Here is a 24,320-nt window from a genome sequence, read left to right as displayed (position 1 = left end):
ACCGACGACACGGAGGACCGGATCATGGCCGGAGACACAGTCATCACCATCATCGGCAACCTGACCAGCGACCCCGAGCTGCGCTTCACGCCCTCGGGAGCGGCGGTCGCCGACTTCACCATCGCGTCCACGCCCCGCACGCTGGACCGCCAGACCCAGGAGTGGAAGGACGGCGAGGCGCTCTTCCTGCGCTGCAGCTGCTGGCGGCAGATGGCCGAGAACGTCGCGGGGTCCCTCACCCGCGGCTCGCGGGTCATGGCCCAGGGGCGCCTCAAGCAGCGGTCCTTCGAGACCAAGGAGGGCGAGAAGCGCACCGTCGTCGAGCTGGAGGTCGACGAGATCGGCCCGTCGCTGCGGTACGCGACCGCGTCGGTCGCCAAGGTCTCCCGGTCCGGCGGTGGAGCCGGCGGCGGCTCCGGCGCGGGGGACGGTCGCGTCGAGGCCGGGCGGGGCGGCTCGCCGGATCCGTGGGCGGCGCCCGTCGGCGGCGGCAGCGAGGAGCCGCCCTTCTGAGCCCCGGCGCCGGCGGCACCGCGTCCGGGAGGACGGCGGTGCCGCCGGCACGGGCCGGAGGCCGCCCCGAGGGCTCGTGGGGGGATGTCCCCCGCCGCAGCACGGGGGCCCGCGCCGGTGGTCCGGGGGCTGGCTCGACCGCGCCCGTCCCCGCGCGGGCCGATCCTGGTTCCCGAGAGAACGACGACCAGGAGGCTCCCGATGAACACCTACGACCCGTCGGACCGCATCCTGTACGTCCACCTGTCCGGACCGGCCGACGCCCGCTCGGCTCCCGCCGACAGCACGACCTCGTGCACCTCGCTGCCCTCCGGGTACGCCAACCAGTCGCCGCACACCCGGCTGCAGCGCCGCACCGCGCCCCTCCGCCCCACCCCGGCGCGACGCCCTCCGCTCACCGCGTGACGGCTCCCCACCGCTCGGCCCGCACGACCGTGGGTTGAGGAGGTCACGCACACCGCACACATCCCCGTCGGGAGCCGCGCGCCCCGGTCGATCCCACGAACACCCGGCATCCTCGTCCGAGGCAGAACGAGAATGCCGGGTGCGCCGTTCTGCGCCGAGCGGGACGCCATTTCCTCATGCCACCACCTCGCGGAGAGAATGGCGGGTGGATGCACTCACCGTCATCACGAAGACGCGCGTCCGGCCGCGGAGATGCCATTCTCCGCACCGGCCGTCGGCATCCTCGTGGGAACGCCCTCCGACTCCCCTGCGACGGCGGAGGGAGTCGCGGGGATCAGGCGACGGGGACCAGCCGGCGTACCGGGGCCTCACCGGCCGGCGGGTCGAGGAGGGCCCGCGCCCGGTCCCGCAGCGTGGCGATCGACCCGAGGTCGGCATCGACGCCGGCGATCTCGTCCGCCGCGCGACGGGCTCCCTTCGCGGCCGTGCTCGCCGCGTCGAGCCGGTCGGACAGGGAGCGGAGGTGGGTGCTGACCACGGTGGAGGTGGCTGTCTTCAGCCGGCTCTGCAGCACCCGCTGGGTGTCGCGCACCTGCTTGCCCAGCACGAGCTGGTGGTCGTCGAGGAGCGCCCGGACCATGGCGCGGGCTTCGCTGCGGCGCCGCTCGAGCTGACGCCGGCGGTCCCCGAGGAGCGCGGCGCCACCGGTCGCCAGCGCACCGAGCACGGCGGCCGCGGCGATCACCCAGCCCGGGAGCTCCACGCCCATCAGCCGGGAGAGGACGAAGGTCATCATGATGCCGCCGTAGCTGGGCATCACGACCCTGAGCAGGCGGAAGGCGAGGGACTGCGCGCCCAGGACCGGCGGCGTGTGCGGACGGAGGTCGGCGACCAGCTGCGCACCCGGCAGCACCGGCGGCGTCGGGACCTCCGGGGCAGCCAGTCCCAGCTGTTCGGATAGCCGCGTGGCGACGGCGCGGGCGTCGTCGTACAGCCGGGCGAGGATCCGGTCGGCCTCGTACACCAGGCGCCCCCGCAGCCAGCTCTCCAGCTCCGTGCCGTGCCGGCCGGGATCGCTCGACACGATCGTGGTGTCGGCCTCGGCCTGCACCGCGCGGGTGGACATCCGCACCTCGAACTCCAGGTCGGAGCCGAGGGCGGCGAAGCCCTCCCCCAGCACGGCCGACCACGCCTGGGCGCGTGACTCGAACGCCTCCCGGCGGGTGCGGGCGTCGGCGAGCTCGGCCTGCAGCCGGCGGGCGCGGCCGGGGTCGGTCAGGTGCGCACGTCGGGCGCGGAGGTCGACCTCCAGCGAGTCGCTCGCGCGCAGGACGGCAGCCGCGGCGTCACGGACGGCGCCACCGGTCGGGACCGGCGACTCCAGCGCCCAGCGGGCTGCGGCGAGTCGCTCGACCAGGTCCTGCCGGTCGTGGACGGCGGCACCCTCGCTGCACCGGTCGAGCAGCTCCCGGACCTCGGCCGTCGCCCGGCGGGCGCCGATGGGTTCGGATCGATGGGCGGTCATCTCACGCGTCGTCCTCGTCGTGTCGGGAGAGCCGGCGTGCCGCACGTCCCGGGCAGGAGGCCGAGGGGTCTCCCGGCGGGGCGGGGCAGGCCTGCCTCAGGGGCTCGCACCGGGGGGGCGGCCGGGTCGGGCGCGACGCCCACGGGACGGACCGCGGCCTCGTGCACGCTGCTCCTGCAGGGCCGGGCGGTCGGTCGTGAGGTGAAGGCGGTGGCCGGGTGGACAGGGCCACGCCACCAGGGCTCGGGGGGGTCGTCGCAGCTCTCGATCGGCGGCGGCCGCCGCTCCGGCGACACGGCACCGGCGCTGCCGGGCGGGACGGACCGGCTCGCTCGGCACTCGCGGGGTGCGGCGTGGCCCGGACGGGGCCGGGCCACGCCGCGGGCGGTCAGTAGTCGCCGGAGAACTCGTCGTCGTAGTCGTCGTACTCGTCGTGGTCGGAACAGTCGTCGGACTCGTCGTAGAGGCTGTCCTCGCTGTCCTCCCAGTCACTGCCCCAGTCGTCGCCGTACTCGTCCTCGTCGAACATGGTGCACTCCCTCGTTCCAGGCCCGGGAACCCGTTTCCCGTGTGGTGCCTGGAAAAGAGGATGGCGAGCGCGCGGAATGGTCGACACCGAGCAGACCCCCGCAATTCCGGAGGCGGTCACCCCATTTCCGCGTGGGGTCCACCCTCCCCGTCGGCGGGGGTCACCGGCGACCTGGTGACGTCCCCGTACCGGCGCGCACGAGCTCGGCCGCCTCCCGCTCGAGGGCGCCGGCGAGCACGTCCAGGTCCTCGACCACCGCGGGATCGGCGACCAGCCCGAACCCCAGCCGGTCGGCGACCGAGACCACGGCGACCCGGAGGGCGTGGTGCTGGGCGACCTCGGCGAGTGAGTGGACGGCGCCGACCCGCGCGCCGAGGACGGTGACCTCCTGCTCGGGGCCCCGGACGTTGGACACGTTGAGCGCGAACGCGCGGCCGCAGCGCTGCAGTCGCTGCGACCAGCCGGCCAGGCGCGGCGAGAGGCGGGCCATCCGCTGCATCAGCTCGTCCAGCTCCTGGGCGTCGTGACGCGCCTTGCGCAGCGCCGTCTCCGCCCGGACGGCGGTCAGCCGCGCCACGAGGTCGGGCTCGTCCACGGGGAGGTCCACCCGGAAGTACGAGTCGCGGTTGCCGGCCGAGTCGCCGTCGTGGTGGAGGGTCACCGGCACCTTGACGCGCAGCCCGTGGAGCGGCCCGGAACCGTGCTCCAGCCACCGGCGCAGGGCGCCCGCGACGACGGCGAGCACCGCGTCGTTCACCGTCGCGCCGGCCAGCCCGCGGGCGGCGTCGCGCAGGGCGGACAGCGAGGTCCCCGCGAACGCCACCGCGCGGCCGTGTCCCACCCGCGCGTCGAACGGGGAGCGGCGCACGCCGGGCAGGAGCTCGCCGGTCAGGACGCCGGCGAGGGCACGGCGCCCCGGCACCTGCCCGGGCGACCCCGGCACGGCGGCGGCCCCCGCCGGCCTCGGGCCGGGGACTGCCGGCCTCGGGCCGGGGACTGCCGGCCTCGGGCCGGGGACGGCGGCGGGCCGATCGGCCACCGTCCGCGGCGCCGGGTCCCACAGGACGTCGTGGGCCAGGCGCATCAGCGTCGTGCCGTCGGCCAGGGCGTGGTGCACCCGCCACACCAGGACCGCTCCCCCGCCCTCCAGCGGCCCGACCAGGTCCATCCGCCACAGCGGCCGGCGCCGGTCGAGGTGCTCGACGAACAACCGCGCCACCTCGGTGCGCACCCCTGCCGGGTCGAGCGGGGCGGCCGCGACGACGGCTCCGACGTGCGCGGCGACGTCCATCGCCTCGTCCGGAGCCCACACCGGATCCTCGGCCGGACCGGCCAGCCGCCAGGTCAGCCGCGGCGCGTCCGGCAGCCTGCGGGTCACCGCGTCGCGCAGCTCGCCCAGGGTCGGCGCACCCGCCGGCAGGCGGACCACCTTGCACGTGTGCCCGACCAGTTCCGGACCCTCGAGGGCCAGGATCGCCCGGTCCTCGGCGGTCAGTGGGACCTGCACCCAGGCAGCGTGCCCGGTCGACGACGGCCCGGACAACCGCCTCCGCGGTCCCGGCAGGACGGCCGGCCGGGTCCGGGACCGGGCGTGTCCGAACCCCTCCCCTCCGCGCGCCGGACGTCCCTACCGTGGGTCCGTCCGGTCCACGGGACGGCCCGGTGGGGAGCACGGTCGGTGATCCGCAGGCCCACACCGCCGCGCAGCGCCGCGGCACCACTCGCCCTGCTGGTCGCCGTGCTGCCCGGGTGCGCCCCGCCCGTGGCCGCCCCCGCTGCACCGCTGACCGGCCTGCACGGCTGCCCCGGGGCCGGCCCGGTCGTCGGGGTGTTCACCGGGCAGGCCCCGAGCCCGTCGCCGGCGGACAGCCCCGCGGTCGTGGGCCACGACACCTGGGCCCTGCACGTCGACGGCAGCACCCGGCCGCTGACCGACGACGGGGTCCACCTCGGCGCCGTCATCAGCCCCGACGGGCGGTCGGTGTACTCCCTGCGCAGCAGCGGCCGGGTGCAGGCTGACGCCCCCGAGACGCCGGGCGTCGTCGAACGACTGGACCTCCTCACCGGCGAGGTCACCGAGGTGGCCCGGCTGCCCGGCACCGTCGACATCGGGATCTCCGGCGACGGCCGCCACCTGGCGGCGGCGCACACCGTCGAGCCGCACCCCGACACCGGGCTCGACGTCAACAGCGTGACGGTGGTGGACCTGACCTCGCTCCGGGCCGACGCCCCGCTGCCGCCCGCCGCCGACGTCGACCCGCACCTGTTCAGCGCCGTTCCCGAGGTGGCGCTCAGCCCGGACGGCGGCCGGGTGGCCTACGCCCTGGCCGTCGAGGTGCGGCCCGGCACCGTCGTGTACACGCTGCGCATCCGCGACCGGCGCACCGGCGCGGACACCGTCGTCCACACGGCGCCCGGGACCGACTTCGTGTCCGACGTCGACTGGTCCGCCGACGGGACGACGGTGCTCGCGGCGATCCGGCACCAGCGGCCGACCGACACCGCGGAGGACCCGGCCCGGTTCCAGGTCCTCCGGGTCGACGTCGCCACCGGGCGCACGACGCTCGAGGAGGGCTTCACCCCGGACGTCGCGCCGCTCACCGCCGACGGCAGCCGCCTGCTGGGCATCGCGGCTCCGGACACCGAGGCGGACCCGGGCGCCTCCGCGCTGATCGCCTGGGACCGCGCGCGGCAGCCGAGCCGGGTCGAGTCGCTCCCCGCCGTCGGTGCGGGCATCTCCGTCGCCTCGTGCAGCTACCGGTGAGGACGCCGATGACAGCCCGAGCACGCGCCCTGGCCGTCGCACTGGCCCTCACCGTGGGTCTCGGCCTGCTGACCCCGGCCCCGGCAGCGGCGGCGTCCGTCCGGCTGCTGGTGTGGGACTTCAACGCGTGCGACCAGTTCGGGCGGGGCAACGCCGCGTGCGACGTGACCCCCACCCAGCGGGCGAGCGCCATCGCGCGGAGCATCACCGCCGCGCCGGGGTCCCCGAACGTGGTCACCCTGCAGGAAGTGTGCCGGTCGACCGTCGACATGGTCGTCGCCGCGCTGCCGCCGACGTGGGTCTGGTCCTTCTCCGCCACGTTCACCACGACCGACACGCGCTGCCAGTCGGTGGACCGCACCTGGGGGCTGGCCGTGCTGGTCCGGAGCGACGTCCTGGACGGCTCCTCGGCCTCCGTGCTCGGGGTGGAGGCGAGCGGCGAGCGCCGGACGCTGCTGTGCGTCGACGGCCGGGTGGGCGTCCCGCTGCGCACCTGCACGACCCACCTGACCGCCACCTCGCAGGCGACGGCGGCGGCCCAGGCCACCGCGGCGGCCCGACTGGTCGACGGGTGGGTCGCCGCCGGCCGCACGGTCGTCGTCGGCGGCGACTTGAACCTCGACGTCCGGCGGTGCGGCGACGCCGCCGTCGGGATCGGGCTGCGCCCCTGGTACTCCGGCCGCTTCGGCGCGGGCGCGGCCCGCTGCTACCGCGGCACCGGGTCGATGTCCGAGGTGGACCGCTACCGGCCGGGCGGGGACGGCGTCCACGACGAGGCCACCTACGCCACGGCGAAGCTCGACTACGTCTTCGGGGACCGGCGGCACGTGGACCAGCGCCAGGACGGCGACGCCACCGGCTCCGCGGTCTCCGACCACGACCCGCTGCGGGGGGTCATGACCGCGCACGACGGGCCCCCGTGCGACGGGACCGCGTGCCCTCCGGGCACGACCGGGCCGGAGGGGTGAGGGCCCGGGTCACCGCCCCGTCCCCCCGGCGGTGCCTTCCGGCCCTGGCCCGCCCCTCCGGCGGGGACCAGGCTGGCCGCGGCGTCCAGCGGCGCTCCCCGGCACCGGTGGACGCCCGGGGCAGCCGCCGGGACACCCGCCGTGTCGTCGGCAGGTCCGGACGACCCGGCTCGCGTCCCCCGCGCGTCCCGGCCACGTAGGAGACGTCGACTGCGCCCGCTCCACCGCCGTCGCGCGGCCGGAACCGGCGCGGAGGAGGTGGACGCCATGCTGGGCGATCGACTGGGCGAGTCCTCGGGGAGGTTCACCGTCGTCCGGGTCCTGCCCTCCGAGGGGCAGCAGGTCTGGCTGGAGGTGTCCTTCCAGGGGCGGGGCACCCTCCTCGGGCAGGAGATCACCGACACCGGCACCTACCGGCAGACGTTCCGTCCCGGGGGCGTCCTGGCCGGTGAGGGCCACGTGCTCATGATCGGCACGAACGGTGACGTCGCCGACTGGGTCGGCGGCGGCGTGGGCCGCCAGACCGGGCCGGGTTACCAGGCCAGCTTCGGGGTCTGGGGCTCCTGCCCGACGGCCACCGGGCGGCTCGCGCGGCTGGCCGAGGTCGCCGACGTCCTCGAGTACGAGGTTGCCGAGGACGGCAGCTACCACTGGACCATGTGGGCGTGGACGGGGGCCGGCCTGCCCTCGATCCCGCGGCAGGAGGCCTCGGCCGGCGCCATGGCCTGACCGCGCGCGCACCGGCCGGGAACTGGCACCGGCCGGTGCTCACGGCCGGGCCGGAGGGGTGAGGGCCCGGGTCGTCCCCCCGGACCCCGACGTGCACCACCGCCGCGGACCAGCGCCCACGCCCGGACGGTCGCCACCGCCAGGCCGCCGAGCGCGGCGACGACCAGCAGGACGGCGACCCCGGGCGCGGACAGGACCAGCTGCCAGGCGGTGAACGTCCGCCCGATGCCCGCACGCAGGGCCGCCGGGAGGCCGGCGAGCAGCACCGCCGGGAGGACGGCCGGGACCAGCCGGAGCGCGGTCGCCCACCCGGGCCGGGCCCCCTGCGGAACTCGCGCGTCCTCGTTCCCGGACGCCCGCCGGCGGGTCGACGATCTCCCCGTCCCCGTCGCGCAGCGGAGGAGGCAGCCGTGAGGACGACGTCGCGCTCCCGGCCGGTGGACCGGACCGAGCCGGCCGCACCCGCAGGGAACCGGGCACCCCCGATCACCGCCGCGGCCCTCGCCCGCCAGGTGGCGGACGTCCTCGGCGACGTGCCGCGGTTCCTCGCCGCGCCGCTGCGGCGACGCCGGCACCGCACCTGGGGTGCCACGGAGGAGGAGGTCGCCGCCGCGATGCCCGGCGACGACCTGTTCCCCTCCGCCCAGTACCGCTGCACCCGCGCCGTCACGATCGCTGCGCCCCCCGACGAGGTGTGGCCGTGGCTGGTCCAGGTCGGCTACCGACGCGGCGGCTGGTACGCCGACGACCTGCTCGACGACTTCGCCCGTCCCAGCGCCCGGGAGATCGTCCCCGAGCTGCAGGACCTGCACGTCGGGCAGTGGCTGGCGTTCGTCCCGAGACCGTCGGAGCGGACGGCGTTCCGCGTCGACGGCTTCGTCGTCCCGGAGTGGCTGCTGTGGCGGACGCCGAACCGCACGTGGGCGTGGCGGCTGCGGCCGCTGCCGGGCGGGCGGACGCGGCTGGTCACCCGCCTGCACACCGTCTACGAGTGGCGCCGGCCGTGGGTCCTGGTCACGGTGCTGCTGATGGAGGTCGGGGACTACCCGATGATGCGGCGGATGCTGCTCAACATCCGGGACCGCGCCGAGGCCGAGCACCGCCGCCGGGCACGCAGCGCCGCCGCGGGAGCTGCCGTCGGGAGGTGAGCCCCGGCGTCCTGCGCCGCACCGGCGCCGCCTCAGGGCAGGGGCACCGCCGTCGCACGGCGGCGTTCCTCCAGCACGGCGTCCGCCCCCGTCGCCGCGGCCACGGTGGCGCCGCCGGCGATGGCCTGCCGCCACGCCGTCTCCCGCCGGTCGACCGCGCGGGTCAGCTCGATCACGGCGTCGAGGTGCTCCCGCGGGACGACGACGATCCCGCTGGCGTCCCCGCGGACCACGTCGCCGGGGTGCACGGCGACCCCGCCCACCTGCACCGGGACGTTGATCGCGCCGGGGCCCTCGTTGGAGCCCGTGGCGGGGTGCGCGTTGCGGGCGAAGGTCGGCACGCCGATCGCGTCGATGCCGTCGATGTCGCGCACCGCGCCGTCGACGACGATGCCCACGACGCCCCGCTGCGCCAGCGCCCCGGTGAGGATGTCGCCGAGGATCGCGGCGTCGGCCCGGCCTCCGCCGTCTACGGCGAGCACGTCCCCGGGCCGGGTCACCTCGGGCACCGTGAGCATGAACAGGATGTCCCCGGGCCGGGTCCACACCGTGACCGCGGGGCCGCAGAACTCCGCTCCCCCGGCGAGCCGGCCCAGCCCCGGGCCGACCACGCCGACCGGCCCGCCGCAGTCGGCGATCTGGGTCGTGGGGAACCCGGCCAGGGCGGCGACCGCCGCAGCCGGCGGGCGCTCGACCGTCTCCTCGACCGTCCACTGCCGGGCGTGCGTCTTGCTCACGCCGCGGCCTCCGGCCGCGCCGCGGTGCGGGTCTGCGGGGCGAGCGGCCCCTCGGCGGAGCTGGTCATCGTCGATCCGTCCTCCCGTCGCGCCCGCCGGCCCGGACGCGGGACGGCCCCCGGCCGCCCGGCCGGGTGCCCAGGAGACCGTCGATGCCGCCCGCACCGCAAGACGCGCCGCGCCGCGGACGCGCCGACCAGGGACCTTCGTGCTGCACAGCCGGGAGCGAGGGTCCTGGACCGTGTCCGGGAGCGGTCCCAGACTGGGACGGCAGCCGGCGGTCAGGAGGCACGGGGTGGATCTCGGCATCGATCTGGGCACCGCCAACACGGTCGTCAGCGACCTCCGCCGCGGCATCGTCTACGACCAACCGACCGTGATGCTGCTGCGCCGCGGCGGCGCCCGCCGCGAACGGGTGCTCGCCATCGGCCGGGAGGCGGCCGACCTGCTCGGTCGCGCCCCGGCCCGGTTCGCCGCCGTCCGGCCGCTCAACGACGGGGTGGTCACCGACCTGGAGACCGCCCGGCTGTACCTGCGCCTGGTCCTGCAGAAGGCGGGACGGCGGGCGTGGGCCCCGGTCCGCGCCGTGATCGGCGTCCCCGTCGGGTCGACCGCGCTGGAGCACCGCGCCCTGCTCGAGGCCGCCGAGGAGGCCGGCATCCGCCCGGTGACGGCGCTGGACGAGTCGATCGCGGGCGCGGTCGGCTGCGGCGTCGACCCGCTGGAGCGGCGGGTGCACATGGTCGTGGACGTCGGGGGCGGCACCGCCGAGGCGGTGGCGTTCTGCTTCGGCGGGGTGCTCGCGCACCGGACCAGCAAGCTGGGCGGCGACGAGATGACGACGGCGGTCTCCCGGTACCTGCGCGAGCAGCACCAGCTGCACGTCGGCGAGCTGGAGGCCGAGCAGCTCAAGATCGGCTCCGGGACGGAGGACAACGGCCCGCTGGTCGTGCAGGGCCGCGACGCCGCCACCGGCCGGCCGCGGCTGGCGACGGTGCAGGGGGCCGAGGTGGCCGACGCGGTGCGGCCGATCACCGACGAGATCGTCCGGACGCTGAGCGCCTGCCTCGACGACCTCCCACCGCAGGCGATCGCCGACGTGCTGGCCGAGGGTGTGCTGGTGTTCGGCGGGTCGTCGCTGGTCCCGGGTTTCGCGCCGGAGCTGGAACGGGCGCTCGGCCTCCCGGTCAAGCTCGCCGAGGACCCCCTGACCTGCGTGGCCGAGGGCGCCGCTCGGGCGCTGCGCAACCGCCCGCTGCTGGCCGCCTACGGCCGGAGCTGACGCCTCAGGGCGCCTGCACCGGGCCGGTGGCGGCGACGTCGGCCCGGTGCTCGAGGTAGTGCCGCAGGCCGTCGGCCACCACGGTCTTCGCGGTGTTCCCGCCCGTCCCGGGGCCCTGCACCAGGGCGGTCACCACGATCTCCGGGGCGTCGGCCGGGGCCGCCGCGCTCAGCCAGTTGTCGTACTCGCCCTCGGGCAGGCCGCCGTCCTGCGCCGTGCCGGTCTTCGCGCTCACCGGCGCGGGCTGGTCGGCGAGCCGGACGGCGGTGCCGCTGGTCACGGCCGCGCGCATCCCCTCCCGCACCGGACCCAGCTCGGCGGCGAAGGGCACCGGCGTCGGGGCCGGTGCGGGCAGCGCGGTGTACGGAGCGCCCTCGGTGCCGACCGCCAGGCCCAGCCGCGGGGTGACCAGGTTCCCGGTGGCGACGGCGCCGGTCCACCGGGCGTTCTGCAGCGGGGTGACCTGCAGCGGGCCCTGGCCGATGCCGAGGATGACGGTGGACCCGCCGTACCAGGTGCCCCCGTCGGCCTCGATCGACTCCGGCGTCCCGAGGTAGCCGGCGGACTCGCCGGGGAGGTCGATGCCGGTGGGCTGCCCCACCCCGAGCGCCCGGGCGGTGTCGATGATCGCCTCGGGGCCCAGCGCCACGGCGAGCTTGTAGAAGTAGACGTCGTTGGACATGGCGATCGAGTCGACCAGGTCCATCGGCCCCATCGGCTTCCAGTTGCCGAAGGTGTGGCCGCCGTAGGTGAAGCTGCCCCCGGTGGGGATGGCCCGGTACGGCGCGAAGACCGGGTGGGCCTGGTTGGCCGCGGCCACGACCAGCTTGAACGTCGACCCGGGGGGCGCGACCGCCTGCGTGACGTGCTCGAGCATCGGCGACCCCGGAGCGTCGGCCAGCGCCTGCAGCGCACCGGCGTCCACCGGCGGCCCGTAGACGTTGTTGTCGAACGACGGGGTGCTGGCGATCGCGAGGACCTGCCCCGACCGGGGGTCCATCGCGACGGCGGCGCCGATCCGGCCCCGCGGGTGCGGCTGCGCGCGCACGGCCTCGGCGAGGCGGGCGTCGAGCACCTGCTGCAGGCCCAGGTCGAGCGAGAGCCGCAGGTCGGCGCCGGGGACGGGGTCCTGCCGCTCGCCGAGGGCGACCGGCACGCCGGTCGGGTCGACGTACAGGCACTGCCGCCCGTCGACGCCGCGCAGCACCGCGTCGTACTGCTGCTCGAGGCCGGCGCGGCCGACGAACTCCCCCGACGGCAGGCCGGGCCAGCGCTGCTCGTCCTCGGGCGTGGCCACCCCCACGAAGCCGAGCACCGGGCCGAGCAGCGCGCCCTGGGGGTAGGCGCGACGCGGCTCGGGGACGACGAGCACGCCGGTGATCCCGGCCGCGGTGACCGCGTCGCCGGTCGCGCGCGGGACGTCGGCCACCGGGAGCGACAGCGTGGTGCCCTCCGCGGAACCGATCTGCGCGGCGAGCTCGTCGCGCGGCCGGCCGGTCAGGTCGGCGAGGCGGTCGACGTCGGCGGGCCGGCCGCGCAGCAGGCCGGGCACCACGAGCACCCGGTCCACGCCGCGGCCGACGTCGGCGGCGTCCACGGCCAGGGGCGCGTCGTGCCGGTCGGTGATCGCGCCGCGGGGAGCGGGCAGCCGGATGCAGCGGGTCATCTGCTCGTCCCCGACGAGCTGGAGGTCCCGGCCCTGGGTGGTCTGCAGCTGCCACCCGTAGAACCCGAAGGAGAGCAGCAGCAGCGACAGGCCGGCCGCGGTCAGCCGGACCAGCCGCGGGCGCGGGTTGTACCGGCCGGGCAGCGCCCACAGCCGCCGCCGCGCGCCGTCCCGCCGGACGGCGAGCACGACCCCGATCGCGGCCAGGTGCACGACCAGCGCGGTGCCGCCGTAGCTCAGCAGCGGGAAAGGGACGCCGGCCAGCGGCAGCAGGCCGAGGTTGGCCCCCACCGAGACGACGATCTCGATGCCCATGAGGATCGCCAGGCCGCCGCCGACGAGCGCGCCGTGCGGCGTGCGCGACGCCCGGCTGGCCAGGGCGAGCCGCCACACCAGGACGATCCCGGCGAGCACCGCCCCGGCGCCGGCCACCAGTCCCCACTGCCCGACCAGGCTGGCCAGCGCCAGGTCGGTGTCCCGTTCGGGCAGGTACTGGGCGCGCAGGAGGCGCAGCGGGTCGTCGGTCCGCCCGAACAGCCCGCCGGACCCGACCGCGATGTGCGCCTGCCGCAGCGCCCAGCCCGACCCGGTCGGCGACTCGTGCGCGCCCACCAGGAAGGACCCGAGGCGCTGGAGCTGGTAGGGCCGCAGCAGGCTGATCATCAGCGGTGCCGCGATCGCCCCCGCGGCGACCAGCGGCAGCAGGAACCGCGCCGGCACGCGCCCGATGACCAGCATCGACGCGGCCAGGACGACGAGCAGCGTCGTGGTGCTGAGGTCGGGCTGGAGCAGGGTGAGGCCGATCGGCACCACGGCGAGCAGCACCGCGGCGGCGAAGCGCTGCCACGCGGGCCGGCCCGAGCCGAGGACGGCGGCGAGGACGAGCAGCAGCCCGAGCTTGGCCAGCTCGGAGGGCTGGAAGGTCAGCGAGCCGATCGCGATCCACCGGGTGGCGCCGTTCGCGGACAGGCCCACGGTGAGGACGCCGACCAGCAGGAGGACGGCCGCGGCGTAGGCGGCCCAGCCCAGGACGCCGAGGTACCGGACCCGGATCCGCCAGAACACCGCGAGGGCGAGCACCCCGCCGGCGGCGATCAGCGCCTGCCGCGCCGCGAGCCCGGGAGCCCCCACCAGGTACAGGTTGACCAGCCCGAGCCCGACCAGCACGAGCGCGGCCACGACGGCGAGCAGGTCGAACGCGCCACTGCGGAGGTCCCTGCGCCGTTCACGGGTGCTGCGGCGGCGGCCGGACGCCTCCGGCGGCGGCCCGGCCGGCTCGGCGATCGGCAGTGCGTTCCGCCTGATCGGCATGGCGTCCTCCGTGCGGTGAGGTCACCCGGCCCGCGGGTCGGGGAGGCACGAACCGGCGAACACCGGCGGCGAGGCCGCCACCGCGGGCTGCTCGGTGACGGCGACCACCGCCGCGGCCGCGACCGCGGGGAGCGGGACCGTGCCGACGGCCTCGGCCCGCTCCGCGCCGGCCGGCACCGTCACGGTCCCGCCCGGCGCGGTCTGCGCGGCGCCCGTGCAGCGGTCGACCACCCGGTAGGACCAGGTCACCACCTGCGGACCGGGTGCCGGGGCGAGCCGGACCAGCAGGCGCACGCTGCAGGGCGCGCCCGGCGTGCAGGCGTCGAGGGGCCGCAGGTCGACCCCGGTCACCGCGCCGGCCGCGGGTGGTGCCGGCGGCACGACCGGCGGGCCGTCGGGCTCCGGCTCGGTGGACGGCGGAGCCTCGCTGCGCCCGGCGTCCAGGAGCAGGGCGACGTCGGTGGCGATGTCGTCGCGCAGGACGGCGACCTCGACCGCGACCACCGCGCCGAGGACGAGGACCGACAGCAGCCACGCGCCGATCCGCCGCCGCGTGGTCCGGGACCCCCCGGATGCAGCCTCCCCCGCGGGGGCCGCGCGGCCCTCGGGAGACGGGTCCCCGGCGGCCCGCGCCGGTCCCGCTCCTCTGCCGGCCGCCGTCCCGCCGACCGCCCGCACCAGCGCGGCCAGCTCGGCGCGGACGGCCCCGCGGTCGAGCGCCGCGGCCGCCTCCCCGAGCGTCCGCGCGACGGCGGGGACGCCGGCGACCGGCAGGTCGGCTCCCGCCCGCTCCAGCCGGGTCAGCAGCTGCTCGGCCGCCGGGTCCACCGGGCGGCCGCGGACCCGCGCGGCACCCACGAGGTCCGCGAGGACCACCGCGACCGCGGGGCCGCCCGTCGGCGGTCCGCCGTCCGCGGCGGTGCGCAGCGCCACCCGCCCGTCGGTGCCGACGACGACCTCGCCGGCCAGGACCGGGTCGCCGCCGGGATCGGGCTCCCCTCCCTCCGCCGCCTCGGCCAGCACCCCGGCCGCGAGCTCGAGGGCCTGCGACGGCGTGAGCCGGGCCAGGCTGGTCAGGCGGGTCAGCGGCACGCCGTCCCGGGGGGCCGGCGGACCGGCCGGCCGCGGCTCGCGGGGCCTCGGGAGGGCGGAGAGGTCGGGGGGCTCGGACGTGGGCCCGGACTCGGAGCGCCCGGTCACCCGGTCCGTCAGGTCCGTCACCGACCGCCACCCCCGCCCGACCGCCGCTGTCTGGGCACTTCCCCGTGACTCGTCTGTGCAGATGCTGGGCTGCGGGAACGCCGATGTCACGACGTTCCCGCGTGGTCCGCCAGAAGACGGCCCACCACCGATCCCGCGCCGGGGGAACCGGCCCGGCACCAGGGCCGGTGTGCCCTGTCCGGGCCGGACAACGTCCGCAGTTCCCACCGACCAAGGGCCCCGACGGACCTTGGCCCCTGTGGCCGCGGCACCGGGGCGGCCCACGCTGGACGGTCACCGGACGTCGGGGCAGGAGGTCGGGACCCGTGAGCGAGCCGCACTCCGTCGCCACCGCGCTCGAGGCCGGGCTGCCCGGGACCGTCACCTGGCTCGACGACCCGGGCGCCGCCGACCCGGCCCGGGCCGGCGGCAAGGCGGCGGGCCTGGCCCGCCTGCGGCAGGCCGGGCTGCCGGTGCCCGACGGCTTCGTCGTCGACGCGGAGGCCTACCGGCGGTTCGTCGCGGTGTCCGGCCTGGCCCCGCTCGTCGACTCGGCGACCACCGGCCTCGACGGGGAGGACCCCGACGCGCTGGCCGCTGCGTCGGCCCGCCTGCGCGAGGCCTTCGCGGCCGCGCCGGTGCCCGAGGAGCTCGCCGGGCCGATCGTCGCGGCCTGGCGCCGGCTGGGCGCCGACGCGGTGGCGGTGCGCTCCTCGGCCACCACGGAGGACCAGCCCGGAGCCAGTTCGGCCGGCCAGCAGGACACGGTGCTCGACGTCGCCGGCGCCGACGCGGTGGTGGCCGCCGTCCGGCGCTGCTGGTCGTCGGTGTGGACGGCCCGCGCGCTGGCCTACCGGGCACGGCAGGGCACGCCCGACGCGGCGGCCGCTGTCGCCGTCGTCGTCCAGCGGATGGTGGCCGCCGACGTGGCCGGGGTGCTGTTCACCGCCGACCCGCTCACCGGACGCCGCGACCACGTCGTCGTGGAGGCCGTGCGCGGGCTGGGCGAGGCCCTGGTCAGCGGGCGGGTGACCCCGCAGCGGTGGGTGGTGGACGCCGGCACGGGCGCCGTGCTCAGCGGGCCGGACGGCGACCGCCCGCTGCTCGACGACGCGCGCCTGCGCGAGCTGGTCGCCCTCGGGCTGCGCGCGGCCGCGCCGGCCGGCACGCCGCAGGACGTCGAGTGGGCCGTCGCCGGCGGGCGCTGCTGGCTGCTCCAGTCGCGGCCGGTCACCACCCTGTTCCCGCTGCCGCCCGGGCCGCCGGCCGGACCGGGGCTGCGGGTGTACATCCCGCTGACCCTCGCGGCGCAGGGCGTGGCCGAGCCCATGACCCCCGCCGGGAACGCCGCCTTCACCGGACTGGTCACCGCGGTGTCGTCCCTGTGGTCGCTGCGCCGCCGGCCGCGCCGGGAGGCACCGCCCTGGGTGTCCCAGGTGGCCGGCCGCCTCTTCTACGACATCACCCCGGTGCTGGCCTCCCCCCGGCTGGGCCGCGACCTGGCCGACCGGATGGCGCTGAAGGACCCCGCCACCGCCGCGGTCCTGCGCGAGTGGCTCGACCGGGAGGGACACCGGCTCGTGCGGCCCCGCGGCGTGGCCCTGCCGGCCGGGGTGACCTGGTGGGTGGCCCGGGAGGTCCCCGGGCTCCTCGCCGCGGCCGCCGCCCCGGCGCGGGCACGCCGGCGGCTGCTCGCCCGCGCGGAGGACCACGTGCGCCGGGTCCGGGACGAGGCCGCGACCCTGACCGGACCGCGCGAGCAGGCGGAGTACGTCCTCGCGACCCTGCCGCGGCGGACGCTCGACGTGGCCTGGGCCCAGCTGCCGCCGGTGTACGTCGGACTGCTGGCCGGCGCGCTCGCCGCGCAGCTGTGCGAGCGGTGGCTGGGCACGTCCGCAGGGCTCGAGCCGGTGCGCCGCTGGCTCCCCCACGACCCCACGCTGGCGATGGGCACCGCGCTGGCCCGGCTGGCGCGGACCAGCGCCCGGGCCGGGACCGAGCCGTCGGCGACCATGCCGGGCATGGCGGAGTTCCTCGCCGCCTACGGGCACCGGGCGCCGGACCGGGAGATCGACCTGGGGCTGCCGCGCTTCACCGACGACCCGGCCTACGTGGTGGACCTGGTCCGCGGCTACCTCGCCGCGGGCGACCCGGCCGCGCTGGTCGACCGGCGGCTGCGCGGCACCGAGCAGGCCGAGGCCGCCGTGCGCGACCTGGTCGCCGCCGTCCGCCGCGACCGCGGGCCGGTCCGCGCGCGGCTGCTCGGCGCGGTGCTCGACCGGTACCGGGCCCTGGGCGGGCTGCGGGAGCGGCCGAAGTTCGACCTGGTGCGGGTGCTCGCCGTGGCCCGGGGCGTGCTGCAGCAGGTCGGCGCGGGGCTGGTCGCGGCGGGCCGGCTCGACGAGGCCGACGACGTCTTCTTCCTCGACCCGGCCGACCTGCGTGCCGGGGTGGAGGGGACGGCGCCGGACCTGCGCGAGCGCGCGGCCCGCCGGCGGGACGAGTACGAGCGCGAGCTCGGCCGGCGGGTGGTCCCGCTGCTGCTCACCAGCGAGGGCGAGACCGTCTACGGCCCGGCCGCCCTCCCCGAGAGCACCCCCGGGACGCTGCGCGGCACCGGGGTGTCCCCGGGCGTGCACGAGGGCGTCGTCCGGGTCCTGGACTCCCCCGTCGGCGCTGCGCTGGCCGCCGGCGAGGTGCTCGTCGCCGCCAGCACCGACCCGGGCTGGACGCCGCTGTTCCAGCTCGCCGGCGCCCTGGTGATGGAGGTCGGCGGGGTCGTCTCCCACGGCGCGATCGTGGCGCGCGAGTACGGCATCCCCGCCGTGGCCACGGTGCCCGACGCGACCCGGCGGTTGCGCACCGGCCAGCGGGTCCGGGTGGACGGCGGCGCGGGATCGGTCACGGTGCTGGACGGCCCCTGAGCCGCCCTGGGCGACCTGTCGACGACGGGCCGAGAACCACCGCAGCCGCGGGCGGCCGACCGGGCCGCGGCGGAGCCCGACCGTGGGCAGGCCGAGCTCGACCGGGAGACGCCCCGCTGAGCGGCTGCGGGACGAGCGGAGGTCAGCCCGGCTCGGGGCCGGTCCTCGCGCTGCGCAGCGTCGTCAGCCGCCTGCGGTACTCGGTCTCGTCGATCTCGCCGCGGGCGAACCGGTCGGCGAGCAGGTGCTCGGCCGTCTGCGGCGGGGGCGAGGAGGTCCCGCCGGGCGGCCGCACCGCACGGGCGACCAGCGCGGCGACCAGGGCGAGCAGGCCGAGCAGGACCAGGCCGCTGAGCGTGGTGACCACCCAGCCCCAGCCGCTCATCGGACTCCAGCCGTACCAGCTCATCACCGGGACCATCTCCTCGACCAGCCGGACCGCGGTCGTCTGCGCGGCTGCGGTCGGCTGCCGATGCTCCGCGCCCGGCCCTCGCCGCGCGCCGGACGGAGGTCCCGTTCCGGGGAGCCCCTTCGGCCCCGGTCGCGCGCCGCGCGGTGCCCGGCGCAGCCGTCCCGCACGGCAGGGACACCCGGGGCCCTGCGCCGGCCGGGCAGGGACCGAGGTCCCGGCCCGCTGCGCCCGGCGACCCTGGGGCCGCTCCGGCCCGCTCCCTAGCGTCCGACCCAGCACCCCGTTCCCCGAGGAGGAGCCGTGCAGGCCAGAGACGTCATGACCCGGCCGGTCGTCACCGTGGGACCGGAGACGTCCGCGAAGTACGCGGCGGAGGTCATGGCCGAGCGCGGCTTCGCGGCGCTGCCCGTCGTCGATGACGACGACCGGCTCGTCGGCATCGTCGCCGAGGCCGACGTCCTGCGGGACCGGGTGCCGCAGGACCCCCGGCTGCACCTGCGCCGCGACGGGACGCCCCGGGAGGCCACGCCGGCCCTGCTGGTGCACGGGGTGATGACCGGACACGTCCGGACGGTGGACACCACGGCGGACGTCGCGGACATCGCACGGCTGTTCGTCGACGAGCGGCTGCGCAGCGTCCCCGTGGTCGACGGGGGGCGGCTGGTGGGGATCGTCAGCCGGCGCGACCTGCTCCGCGCCCTGGTCCGCCCGGACGAGGAGGTCCGGCACGACCTGCTCCGCCTGGTGGAGGGCTACACCGGAGAGCTCGACGCGTGGTCGGTCTCCGTCGCCGACGGCGTGGCCACGATCCGGCGCGCGCGGGGCACCCCCCAGCCGTCGGCGGCCGTCGAGGAGCAGGCGGTGACCGCGCTCGCCCGGACCGTCGGCGGCGTCGTCGGCGTCCGCGTCCTCCCCGCGCCGGACCGGCAGGCACCCGCCGCCGCGCAGCCGACGTCCACCCACGCCTGAGGAGGCACCCGATGACGGAGGCCTCGACGACCGGGGCCGCGCAGCCCGCGCTCCGGGTCCTGGTGACCGCGGCGAGCCGCCACGGCTCCACCCACGAGATCGCCGAGGAACTGGCCCGCGTCCTCACCGGCCGGTCTGCCGGGAGGAACCGGGACGTCGTCGCCTCCGCCGTCCCGGCCGAGCACCGCCCCGACCCCTCGGCGTTCGACGCGGTGGTCCTCGGCAGCGCCGTCTACGCGGGGCGCTGGCAGGAAGCGGCCCGGGACCTGGCCACCGCGCACCTCACCGTGCTGCGCGGCCGGCCGGTGTGGCTGTTCTCCAGCGGCCCGATCGGCCCTCCGCCGTTCCCGCCGGACGCGCCGCACGACGCCGGCACGCTCACCGCGATGCTCGGCCCCCGCGGGCACCGGGTGTTCCCCGGCCGCCTCGACCCGTCCCTGCTCTCCTTCGGGGAGCGGGCCGTGGTGACGGCCATGCGGGCGCCGGTCGGCGACTTCCGCGACTGGGCAGCCGTCCGTGCCTGGGCCGACGAGATCGGCTCGGCGCTCAGCGGTCGGTCCAGCCCGGTGTCGCCGGCCGGGGCCGCGGGCTGAGAGCCCGGGCCGGGACGATCCCCTGACCCGCGGCCGGCCCGAGGTCCGGGACCGGACGGAGGAGGCGCAGCAGCGATGACCGACACCCGGGACACGTCGTCCACCGAGATCTCCGTCGAGGAGTGCTACCGGCTGCTCCGGACCCAGCAGGTGGGCCGGCTGGGCGTGAACGCCGAGCACTACCCGCTGATCGTCCCGGTCAACTACGGCATGGACGGCACCACGATCGTGATCCGGACCTCGCCGGGCACGAAGCTCAGCAACGCCGACCACGCCAACGTGACCTTCGAGGTGGACGAGATCGACCCGATCCACCGCAGCGGGTGGAGCGTGCTGGTCCGCGGGCTCGCCGAGGAGGTGACCGACGCCCACGGACCCGACCTCGTGCGGCGCACCCACGACGTCGGCGTCACTCCCTGGGCTCCCGGCGAGCACGGTCACTGGCTGCGGTTGATCCCCCACCACGTCACCGGGCGGCGCGTCGTGCCGGGCGAGCTGCCCCCGGCGGTGGACCCCCGGGCCTACCTCTGAGCAGCTGAGCAGCCCGCGGGACGAGGGGCCCGGCGTCCCGGGACCTCGGCCACTCGCCCGCTCCGGAGCCCCGGCGGAGGCTGGCCACCGACCCGGTCCGCCGGCCGTCGGCCGCCGGCACACCACCGAGGAGGACGACGTGGACGAGGCCAAGACCTGGACGGTCTCGATCGAGATCGACGAGCACGACGGGCACACCCGCGCGGTGGCCCGGCTGCAGACGGGGGACACCGACCGGCTGACCGGCGTCGGCCTCGCCCGGCTGGACCCCGCCGATCGTGACGTCCCCGTGATCGGCGACGAGATCGCCGTCGCGCGGGCGCTGTCGGACCTCAGCCACCGGTTGCTGCAGACCGCGACCGAGGACGTCGAGCAGTCCACCGGGACGCCGGCCCACCTCGTGATGTGACGGCCGGCGGCGGGCGGGAGCCGGGACCGCCCGCGCGCGGCGCTACGCCGGCAGCCGGCAGGCCCCGCGCAGCGCGGCCAGCCCGTCGGGGGTGCCCGGCCAGTGCCGCTCGACCGCGTCCGGGCCCGCGTGGCGGACCACCGAGCGCAGCACGAGGGCCACCACGATCGCGTCGTCGGCGTGGCCGAGCACCGGCACGAAGTCCGGCACCAGGTCGATCGGCACCAGCAGGTAGGCCAGCAGCAGCCACAACCGCACCCGGACCCCGCGCGGCAGGGTGCCGTCGGCGGCCAGCCGGCGCACCAGCCGCAGCACGTCGGGCAGCAGCCGCAGCAGTTCCCGTGCGCTCATGTCGTCGGGGCGGTGGGTCCACAGGACCACCATCAGCACCAGCCAGCACAGCAGCAGACCGGCGCCCACCCCCACCAGCGTCCACGCCCAGCCCGGCATGCCGCCGCCCTCTCCTCGTCCCCCGCCCGACCCCGAGCATGACACCGGAGCGGCACGGGCAGCCCGGCGCCCCGGTTCAGTCGAGCTCGACCGGCGCCCCGCCGAAGGCCAGCACGCTGACGACCCAGTACGCCGCGTAGAGCGCCAGCAGGACGACGCCGTGCCACCGCCGGAGCCGGCCGGTGGACAGGAAGTACGCGGCGAGCCCGGTGAGGACCACCAGCGCGGGCAGGTGCCACGCGAGCACGTCCGGGCCGACGATGATGCCCCCGGCCAGCAGTGTCGTGCCGAGCTTCCCGGTGACCGAGAAGACGACGCTGCCGATGACGTTGCCGACCCCGATCTCCGGCACACCCTTGCGGAAGGGCTCCACCGTCAGGAAGAGGTCCTCCAGGGTCAGCACGGCGGTGACGATCGTCGCGCCGAACACCGTGCCCTCGAGCCCGTAGGTCGAGAGGATCCCCTCGGTCCCGAGGCTGGTGGTCGCCGCGCCCACGACCAGCCCGGCGAGGGCGAGCACCGCCACCCCGAGGTGGGCCCACCCGGGCATCGGGCGCGCCGTGGCGAAGGGCAGGTCGTCGACGACCTGCCGCTCGAGGTCGGGGCCGGCCCAGGCCCCTCCCCCGTCGGGCCGGCCGGTCCCCGGCGGCCCCGACGGCACGGGCGGCGCGGCCCCGCCCGGGCCGCCGACGCCGGCGGCCTCGAGCACCTCCTCGTCCCGGAAGACCGGCACGCTCCGGCGACACTCCCGGGCGACGACGTAGCCGACGAAGAGCGCGAACAGGCCCAGGAGCACCACGCCGTCGGCGACGGACATCGGCGCGCTCAGCGTGAACCCGACCATCACCACGGGGGCGACGGCGAGCAGGACCAGGTAGTCCCGCGGGACGTCGATGCGGCTGGGCCGCAGGATCGCCGCGAGCGCCAGGACCACGCCGGTGAACGACAGCGCCGTCCCGAACACCACGCCGAGCGCGACGCCGCTGAGGTCCTCCAGGTTCAGCGCGACGCCGAGGGTGATGTCGTCGAACTCGATCCCGGTGAAGACGATCGCGAGCAGGAACAGCGGGACCCGCAGACCCCGCGCGGCTCCGACGAGGTGGGCGATGAGCTTCTCGGCGCTCACGATGAGCAGCGTCACGCCGGAGACGAAGACGAAGACCGACGTCATGGCCGGGACCCGGTCAGCCGCATGGGCGCCTCGGGCCGCCGCGGGACCGCCGCGGCGTCCGGGCCCGCCTCCTCGGCCGCGGCCACGGCGTCGGCCACGAGCGCGTGGTCGGGCGACAGGACGCAGACCGGGTCGGTCCGGGCGGCGTCGCCGGTGAGCGCGAACGCCTGGCACCGGCAGCCGCCGAAGTCGACCTCGCGGCGGTCGCAGCCGCGGCACGGCTCGGGCATCCAGTCGGTGCCGCGGAAGCGCCGGAACAGCGGCGACTCCGCCCAGATCCAGGCCAGCGGGTGCTCCCGCACGCTCGCCCGCGGCAGCGGCAGGTCGTGCGCCGTCGGGCACGGCAACACGTCGCCGGTGGGCACCACGGTGAGCTGCCGGCGTCCCCAGCCGCCCATGCACGGCTTCGGGTACCGGCCGAAGTAGTCGGGCAGCACGTAGACGACCTCCATGCGCCCGGCCAGCCTCTCGCGGGCCGCCCGCACCACGGCCTCGGCGCGCTCGACCTGGGCCCGGCCGGGCAGGAGCGCGCGGCGGTTGCGCAGGGCCCAGCCGTAGTACTGCGTGTTGGCCAGCTCCAGCCGGTCGGCGCCCAGCTCCTCGGCCAGGGCGAGGACCCGGTCGACCCGGTCGAGGTTGTGCCGGTGGAGGACGACGTTGAGGGTGAGCGGCCAGCCCAGCGACTTCACCAGCCGGGCCGCCGCCAGCTTCCGCCCGAACGAGGGCACCCCGGCGAGGCGGTCCGACAGCACCGCCTCGTCGGCCTGCAGGCTGATCTGCACGTGGTCGAGCCCGGCGGCGCGCAGCTGCCCCGCGCGGCCCGGGGTGAGGCCGAGCGCGCTGGTGATCAGGTTCGTGTACAGGCCCAGGCCCGCCGCGGTGCGCACGATCTCGGCCAGGTCGCGGCGCAGCAGCGGCTCACCGCCGGAGAGGTGCAGCTGGAGCACCCCCAGCTCCCGGGCCTCGGTGAGCACCCGCTGCCACTCCGCCGTCGACAGCTCGTCGCGGTAGGCGGCCAGCTCGAGCGGGTTGGAGCAGTACGGGCAGTGCAGCGGGCAGCCGTAGGTCAGCTCGGCCAGCAGTCCGAACGGCGGCTCGACGTCGCTAGCCACGGTGGAGCTCCACGCAGCGCCGGGCGGCGAGGCGGTCGAGGAAGCCGCGCACCTCGTCGTCGTCCACCCGGTCGTACCGGTCGCGCAGCTCCGCGACGACCTCGGCGACGGTCCGGGTGCCGTCGCACAGCCGCAGCACCGCCGCCGCCGTGGCGTTGAGGACCGACACCGCCTCCGGCGTCAGCAGCACGTCCCGCCGCCGGGCCGCGTCGAACGTCAGCCGGACGTGCGGCGCCAGCCGCGGCCGGTCGGTGGCCTCAGCGGTCGGGGAAGGCCCGGTCGATGGCATCGAGCATGCTCCACAGGACGTCGCACTTGAACGACAGCGCGGCCACCGCGGCCGCCTGCTGGTCGGGGGTCCGGCAGTGCCGGGTCACGATCTCCAGGGCGTGCTCGGAGTCGCGCGGGGCCTGGGTCAGCCGGGCCCGGAAGTAGGTCAGCCCGGCGGGGTCGATCCAGGTGTAGTGGCGCTCGAACGCGGCCAGGCGGTCGGCCATGAGGTCCGGCGCGAACAGCTCGGTCAGCGAGGAGGCCACCGCCTCCACCCACGGCCGGGTGCGCGCGAAGGTCACGTAGGCGTCGACGGCGAACCGCACGCCGGGGACGACGTGCCGCTCGTCCTCCACCTCCTCCCGGGCCAGCCCCACGGCCTCGGCCAGCCGCAGCCAGGCCTCGATGCCGCCCTCGCCGTCGACGGTGCCGTCGTGGTCGTGGATGCGCCGGATCCAGCGCCGGCGCACCGCGCGGTCGGGGCAGTTGGCCAGGATCGCGGCGTCCTTGCGCGGGATGGCCGCCTGATAGGCGAACCGGTTGGCCACCCAGCCGCGGATCTGCCCGGGGTCCAGCCGTCCCTCGTTCATCCGCCGGGAGAAGGAGTGCTGGTCGTGGTAGCGCCGGGACTGGGCGCGCAGCGCGGCCACGAAGTCGTCGGTCGCCGTGTCCGTGAGGGTCGTGTCCGTGAGGGTCACCGTG

At 77.2% G+C, this 24,320-nt stretch carries 24 protein-coding genes; 12 read left to right on the top strand and 12 right to left on the bottom strand.

The features are described from left to right. Positions 1-24 precede the first annotated feature (24 nt). Entirely contained in the window at positions 25-513 is a 489-nt protein-coding gene (locus tag ACI79D_RS02700) for a single-stranded DNA-binding protein (protein WP_456916757.1), read from the top strand. Positions 514-714: 201 nt separating this feature from the next. Beyond that, complete coding sequence (locus ACI79D_RS02695) at positions 715-918, top strand: hypothetical protein (RefSeq protein ID WP_456916756.1); 204 nt, start codon at positions 715-717, stop codon at positions 916-918. Between the two features lie 334 nt (positions 919-1,252). Here ACI79D_RS02695 and ACI79D_RS02690 read toward each other — a convergent pair whose 3' ends face one another. The 3 genes from ACI79D_RS02690 to ACI79D_RS02680 all read right to left on the bottom strand — a co-directional run bounded on the left by ACI79D_RS02690 (position 1,253) and on the right by ACI79D_RS02680 (position 4,479). Next, complete coding sequence (locus ACI79D_RS02690; RefSeq protein ID WP_456916755.1) at positions 1,253-2,443, bottom strand: hypothetical protein; 1,191 nt, start codon at positions 2,441-2,443, stop codon at positions 1,253-1,255. 388 nt (positions 2,444-2,831) lie between these two features. Next, positions 2,832-2,972, bottom strand: coding sequence for a hypothetical protein (locus ACI79D_RS02685; RefSeq protein WP_456916754.1), 141 nt, complete (start codon positions 2,970-2,972; stop codon positions 2,832-2,834). Positions 2,973-3,132: 160 nt separating this feature from the next. After that, positions 3,133-4,479: a wax ester/triacylglycerol synthase domain-containing protein gene (locus ACI79D_RS02680; RefSeq protein ID WP_456916753.1), complete on the bottom strand. Its 1,347-nt coding sequence runs from the start codon at positions 4,477-4,479 to the stop codon at positions 3,133-3,135. Between the two features lie 171 nt (positions 4,480-4,650). On the opposite strand from ACI79D_RS02680, the gene ACI79D_RS02675 reads away from it, so the two are divergent. The 4 genes from ACI79D_RS02675 (at position 4,651) to ACI79D_RS02660 (ending at position 8,581) form a co-directional block, all read left to right on the top strand. Continuing rightward, a complete protein-coding gene (locus tag ACI79D_RS02675) occupies positions 4,651-5,736 on the top strand; it encodes a hypothetical protein (protein WP_456916752.1) in 1,086 nt (361 codons plus the stop codon). 8 nt (positions 5,737-5,744) lie between these two features. Continuing rightward, positions 5,745-6,704, top strand: coding sequence for an endonuclease/exonuclease/phosphatase family protein (locus ACI79D_RS02670; protein ID WP_456916751.1), 960 nt, complete (start codon positions 5,745-5,747; stop codon positions 6,702-6,704). Between the two features lie 267 nt (positions 6,705-6,971). Further along, positions 6,972-7,433 (top strand): hypothetical protein, encoded by a 462-nt coding sequence (locus ACI79D_RS02665; protein WP_456916750.1) that lies wholly within the window; start codon positions 6,972-6,974, stop codon positions 7,431-7,433. A 410-nt stretch (positions 7,434-7,843) separates the two neighbouring features. Further along, positions 7,844-8,581, top strand: coding sequence for a hypothetical protein (locus tag ACI79D_RS02660; protein ID WP_456916749.1), 738 nt, complete (start codon positions 7,844-7,846; stop codon positions 8,579-8,581). A 32-nt stretch (positions 8,582-8,613) separates the two neighbouring features. Here ACI79D_RS02660 and ACI79D_RS02655 read toward each other — a convergent pair whose 3' ends face one another. Further along, complete coding sequence (locus ACI79D_RS02655; protein ID WP_456916748.1) at positions 8,614-9,318, bottom strand: RraA family protein; 705 nt, start codon at positions 9,316-9,318, stop codon at positions 8,614-8,616. A 295-nt stretch (positions 9,319-9,613) separates the two neighbouring features. Between ACI79D_RS02655 and ACI79D_RS02650 the strand changes: the two genes are divergently transcribed. Further along, positions 9,614-10,600, top strand: coding sequence for a rod shape-determining protein (locus tag ACI79D_RS02650; protein ID WP_456916747.1), 987 nt, complete (start codon positions 9,614-9,616; stop codon positions 10,598-10,600). A gap of 4 nt (positions 10,601-10,604) precedes the next feature. Here ACI79D_RS02650 and ACI79D_RS02645 read toward each other — a convergent pair whose 3' ends face one another. Further along, positions 10,605-13,577, bottom strand: coding sequence for an FtsW/RodA/SpoVE family cell cycle protein (locus ACI79D_RS02645; RefSeq protein ID WP_456916746.1), 2,973 nt, complete (start codon positions 13,575-13,577; stop codon positions 10,605-10,607). Positions 13,578-13,598: 21 nt separating this feature from the next. Next, a complete protein-coding gene (locus ACI79D_RS02640) occupies positions 13,599-14,669 on the bottom strand; it encodes a hypothetical protein (RefSeq protein WP_456916745.1) in 1,071 nt (356 codons plus the stop codon). A gap of 434 nt (positions 14,670-15,103) precedes the next feature. Here ACI79D_RS02640 and ACI79D_RS02635 point away from each other — a divergent pair, with 434 nt between their 5' ends. Beyond that, positions 15,104-17,701, top strand: coding sequence for a PEP/pyruvate-binding domain-containing protein (locus ACI79D_RS02635; protein ID WP_456916744.1), 2,598 nt, complete (start codon positions 15,104-15,106; stop codon positions 17,699-17,701). A gap of 142 nt (positions 17,702-17,843) precedes the next feature. Here ACI79D_RS02635 and ACI79D_RS02630 read toward each other — a convergent pair whose 3' ends face one another. Next, positions 17,844-18,110: an SHOCT domain-containing protein gene (locus ACI79D_RS02630; RefSeq protein ID WP_456916743.1), complete on the bottom strand. Its 267-nt coding sequence runs from the start codon at positions 18,108-18,110 to the stop codon at positions 17,844-17,846. A gap of 303 nt (positions 18,111-18,413) precedes the next feature. On the opposite strand from ACI79D_RS02630, the gene ACI79D_RS02625 reads away from it, so the two are divergent. The 4 genes from ACI79D_RS02625 to ACI79D_RS02610 all read left to right on the top strand — a co-directional run bounded on the left by ACI79D_RS02625 (position 18,414) and on the right by ACI79D_RS02610 (position 20,615). Then, complete coding sequence (locus ACI79D_RS02625; protein WP_456916742.1) at positions 18,414-19,082, top strand: CBS domain-containing protein; 669 nt, start codon at positions 18,414-18,416, stop codon at positions 19,080-19,082. A gap of 11 nt (positions 19,083-19,093) precedes the next feature. Next, positions 19,094-19,675 (top strand): flavodoxin domain-containing protein, encoded by a 582-nt coding sequence (locus tag ACI79D_RS02620; protein WP_456916741.1) that lies wholly within the window; start codon positions 19,094-19,096, stop codon positions 19,673-19,675. Positions 19,676-19,750: 75 nt separating this feature from the next. Continuing rightward, complete coding sequence (locus ACI79D_RS02615) at positions 19,751-20,206, top strand: pyridoxamine 5'-phosphate oxidase family protein (protein ID WP_456916740.1); 456 nt, start codon at positions 19,751-19,753, stop codon at positions 20,204-20,206. Between the two features lie 139 nt (positions 20,207-20,345). After that, a complete protein-coding gene (locus ACI79D_RS02610; protein WP_456916739.1) occupies positions 20,346-20,615 on the top strand; it encodes a DUF1876 domain-containing protein in 270 nt (89 codons plus the stop codon). A gap of 42 nt (positions 20,616-20,657) precedes the next feature. Here ACI79D_RS02610 and ACI79D_RS02605 read toward each other — a convergent pair whose 3' ends face one another. The 5 genes from ACI79D_RS02605 to pqqC all read right to left on the bottom strand — a co-directional run bounded on the left by ACI79D_RS02605 (position 20,658) and on the right by pqqC (position 24,316). Next, positions 20,658-21,065: a YkvA family protein gene (locus ACI79D_RS02605; protein ID WP_456916738.1), complete on the bottom strand. Its 408-nt coding sequence runs from the start codon at positions 21,063-21,065 to the stop codon at positions 20,658-20,660. Between the two features lie 76 nt (positions 21,066-21,141). Continuing rightward, complete coding sequence (locus tag ACI79D_RS02600; RefSeq protein WP_456916737.1) at positions 21,142-22,236, bottom strand: sodium:calcium antiporter; 1,095 nt, start codon at positions 22,234-22,236, stop codon at positions 21,142-21,144. Further along, positions 22,233-23,348 (bottom strand): pyrroloquinoline quinone biosynthesis protein PqqE, encoded by a 1,116-nt coding sequence (gene pqqE, locus ACI79D_RS02595; RefSeq protein ID WP_456916736.1) that lies wholly within the window; start codon positions 23,346-23,348, stop codon positions 22,233-22,235. Before pqqE ends, ACI79D_RS02600 begins: the two co-directional genes overlap by 4 nt. Continuing rightward, the gene (gene pqqD / locus ACI79D_RS02590; RefSeq protein WP_456916735.1) at positions 23,341-23,637 is read right to left on the bottom strand and encodes a pyrroloquinoline quinone biosynthesis peptide chaperone PqqD; all 297 of its coding nucleotides are present in this window, start codon (positions 23,635-23,637) and stop codon (positions 23,341-23,343) included. The genes pqqE and pqqD overlap by 8 nt, the downstream gene beginning before the upstream one ends. Beyond that, on the bottom strand, positions 23,606-24,316 hold the full coding sequence (pqqC, locus tag ACI79D_RS02585; RefSeq protein WP_456916734.1) for a pyrroloquinoline-quinone synthase PqqC: 711 nt from the start codon (positions 24,314-24,316) through the stop codon (positions 23,606-23,608). The genes pqqD and pqqC overlap by 32 nt, the downstream gene beginning before the upstream one ends. Between the last annotated feature and the right edge of the window lie 4 nt (positions 24,317-24,320).

The organism is Geodermatophilus sp. SYSU D00708 (genome assembly GCF_054050115.1).
This window is presented reverse-complemented; position numbering and strand designations above follow the sequence as displayed.

Bases quoted from the DNA above. Each gene is read 5' to 3' on its own strand.
- ACI79D_RS02645 (WP_456916746.1), bottom strand. From the start codon at position 13,577: ATGCCGATCAGGCGGAACGCACTGCCGATCGCCGAGCCGGCCGGGCCG.
- ACI79D_RS02605 (WP_456916738.1), bottom strand. From the start codon at position 21,065: ATGCCGGGCTGGGCGTGGACGCTGGTGGGGGTGGGCGCCGGTCTGCTG.
- ACI79D_RS02695 (WP_456916756.1), top strand. From the start codon at position 715: ATGAACACCTACGACCCGTCGGACCGCATCCTGTACGTCCACCTGTCC.
- ACI79D_RS02685 (WP_456916754.1), bottom strand. From the start codon at position 2,972: ATGTTCGACGAGGACGAGTACGGCGACGACTGGGGCAGTGACTGGGAG.
- ACI79D_RS02665 (WP_456916750.1), top strand. From the start codon at position 6,972: ATGCTGGGCGATCGACTGGGCGAGTCCTCGGGGAGGTTCACCGTCGTC.
- ACI79D_RS02600 (WP_456916737.1), bottom strand. From the start codon at position 22,236: ATGACGTCGGTCTTCGTCTTCGTCTCCGGCGTGACGCTGCTCATCGTG.
- ACI79D_RS02700 (WP_456916757.1), top strand. From the start codon at position 25: ATGGCCGGAGACACAGTCATCACCATCATCGGCAACCTGACCAGCGAC.
- ACI79D_RS02620 (WP_456916741.1), top strand. From the start codon at position 19,094: ATGACGGAGGCCTCGACGACCGGGGCCGCGCAGCCCGCGCTCCGGGTC.
- pqqD (WP_456916735.1), bottom strand. From the start codon at position 23,637: ATGCCATCGACCGGGCCTTCCCCGACCGCTGAGGCCACCGACCGGCCG.
- ACI79D_RS02690 (WP_456916755.1), bottom strand. From the start codon at position 2,443: ATGACCGCCCATCGATCCGAACCCATCGGCGCCCGCCGGGCGACGGCC.
- ACI79D_RS02630 (WP_456916743.1), bottom strand. From the start codon at position 18,110: ATGAGCTGGTACGGCTGGAGTCCGATGAGCGGCTGGGGCTGGGTGGTC.
- ACI79D_RS02615 (WP_456916740.1), top strand. From the start codon at position 19,751: ATGACCGACACCCGGGACACGTCGTCCACCGAGATCTCCGTCGAGGAG.
- ACI79D_RS02670 (WP_456916751.1), top strand. From the start codon at position 5,745: ATGACAGCCCGAGCACGCGCCCTGGCCGTCGCACTGGCCCTCACCGTG.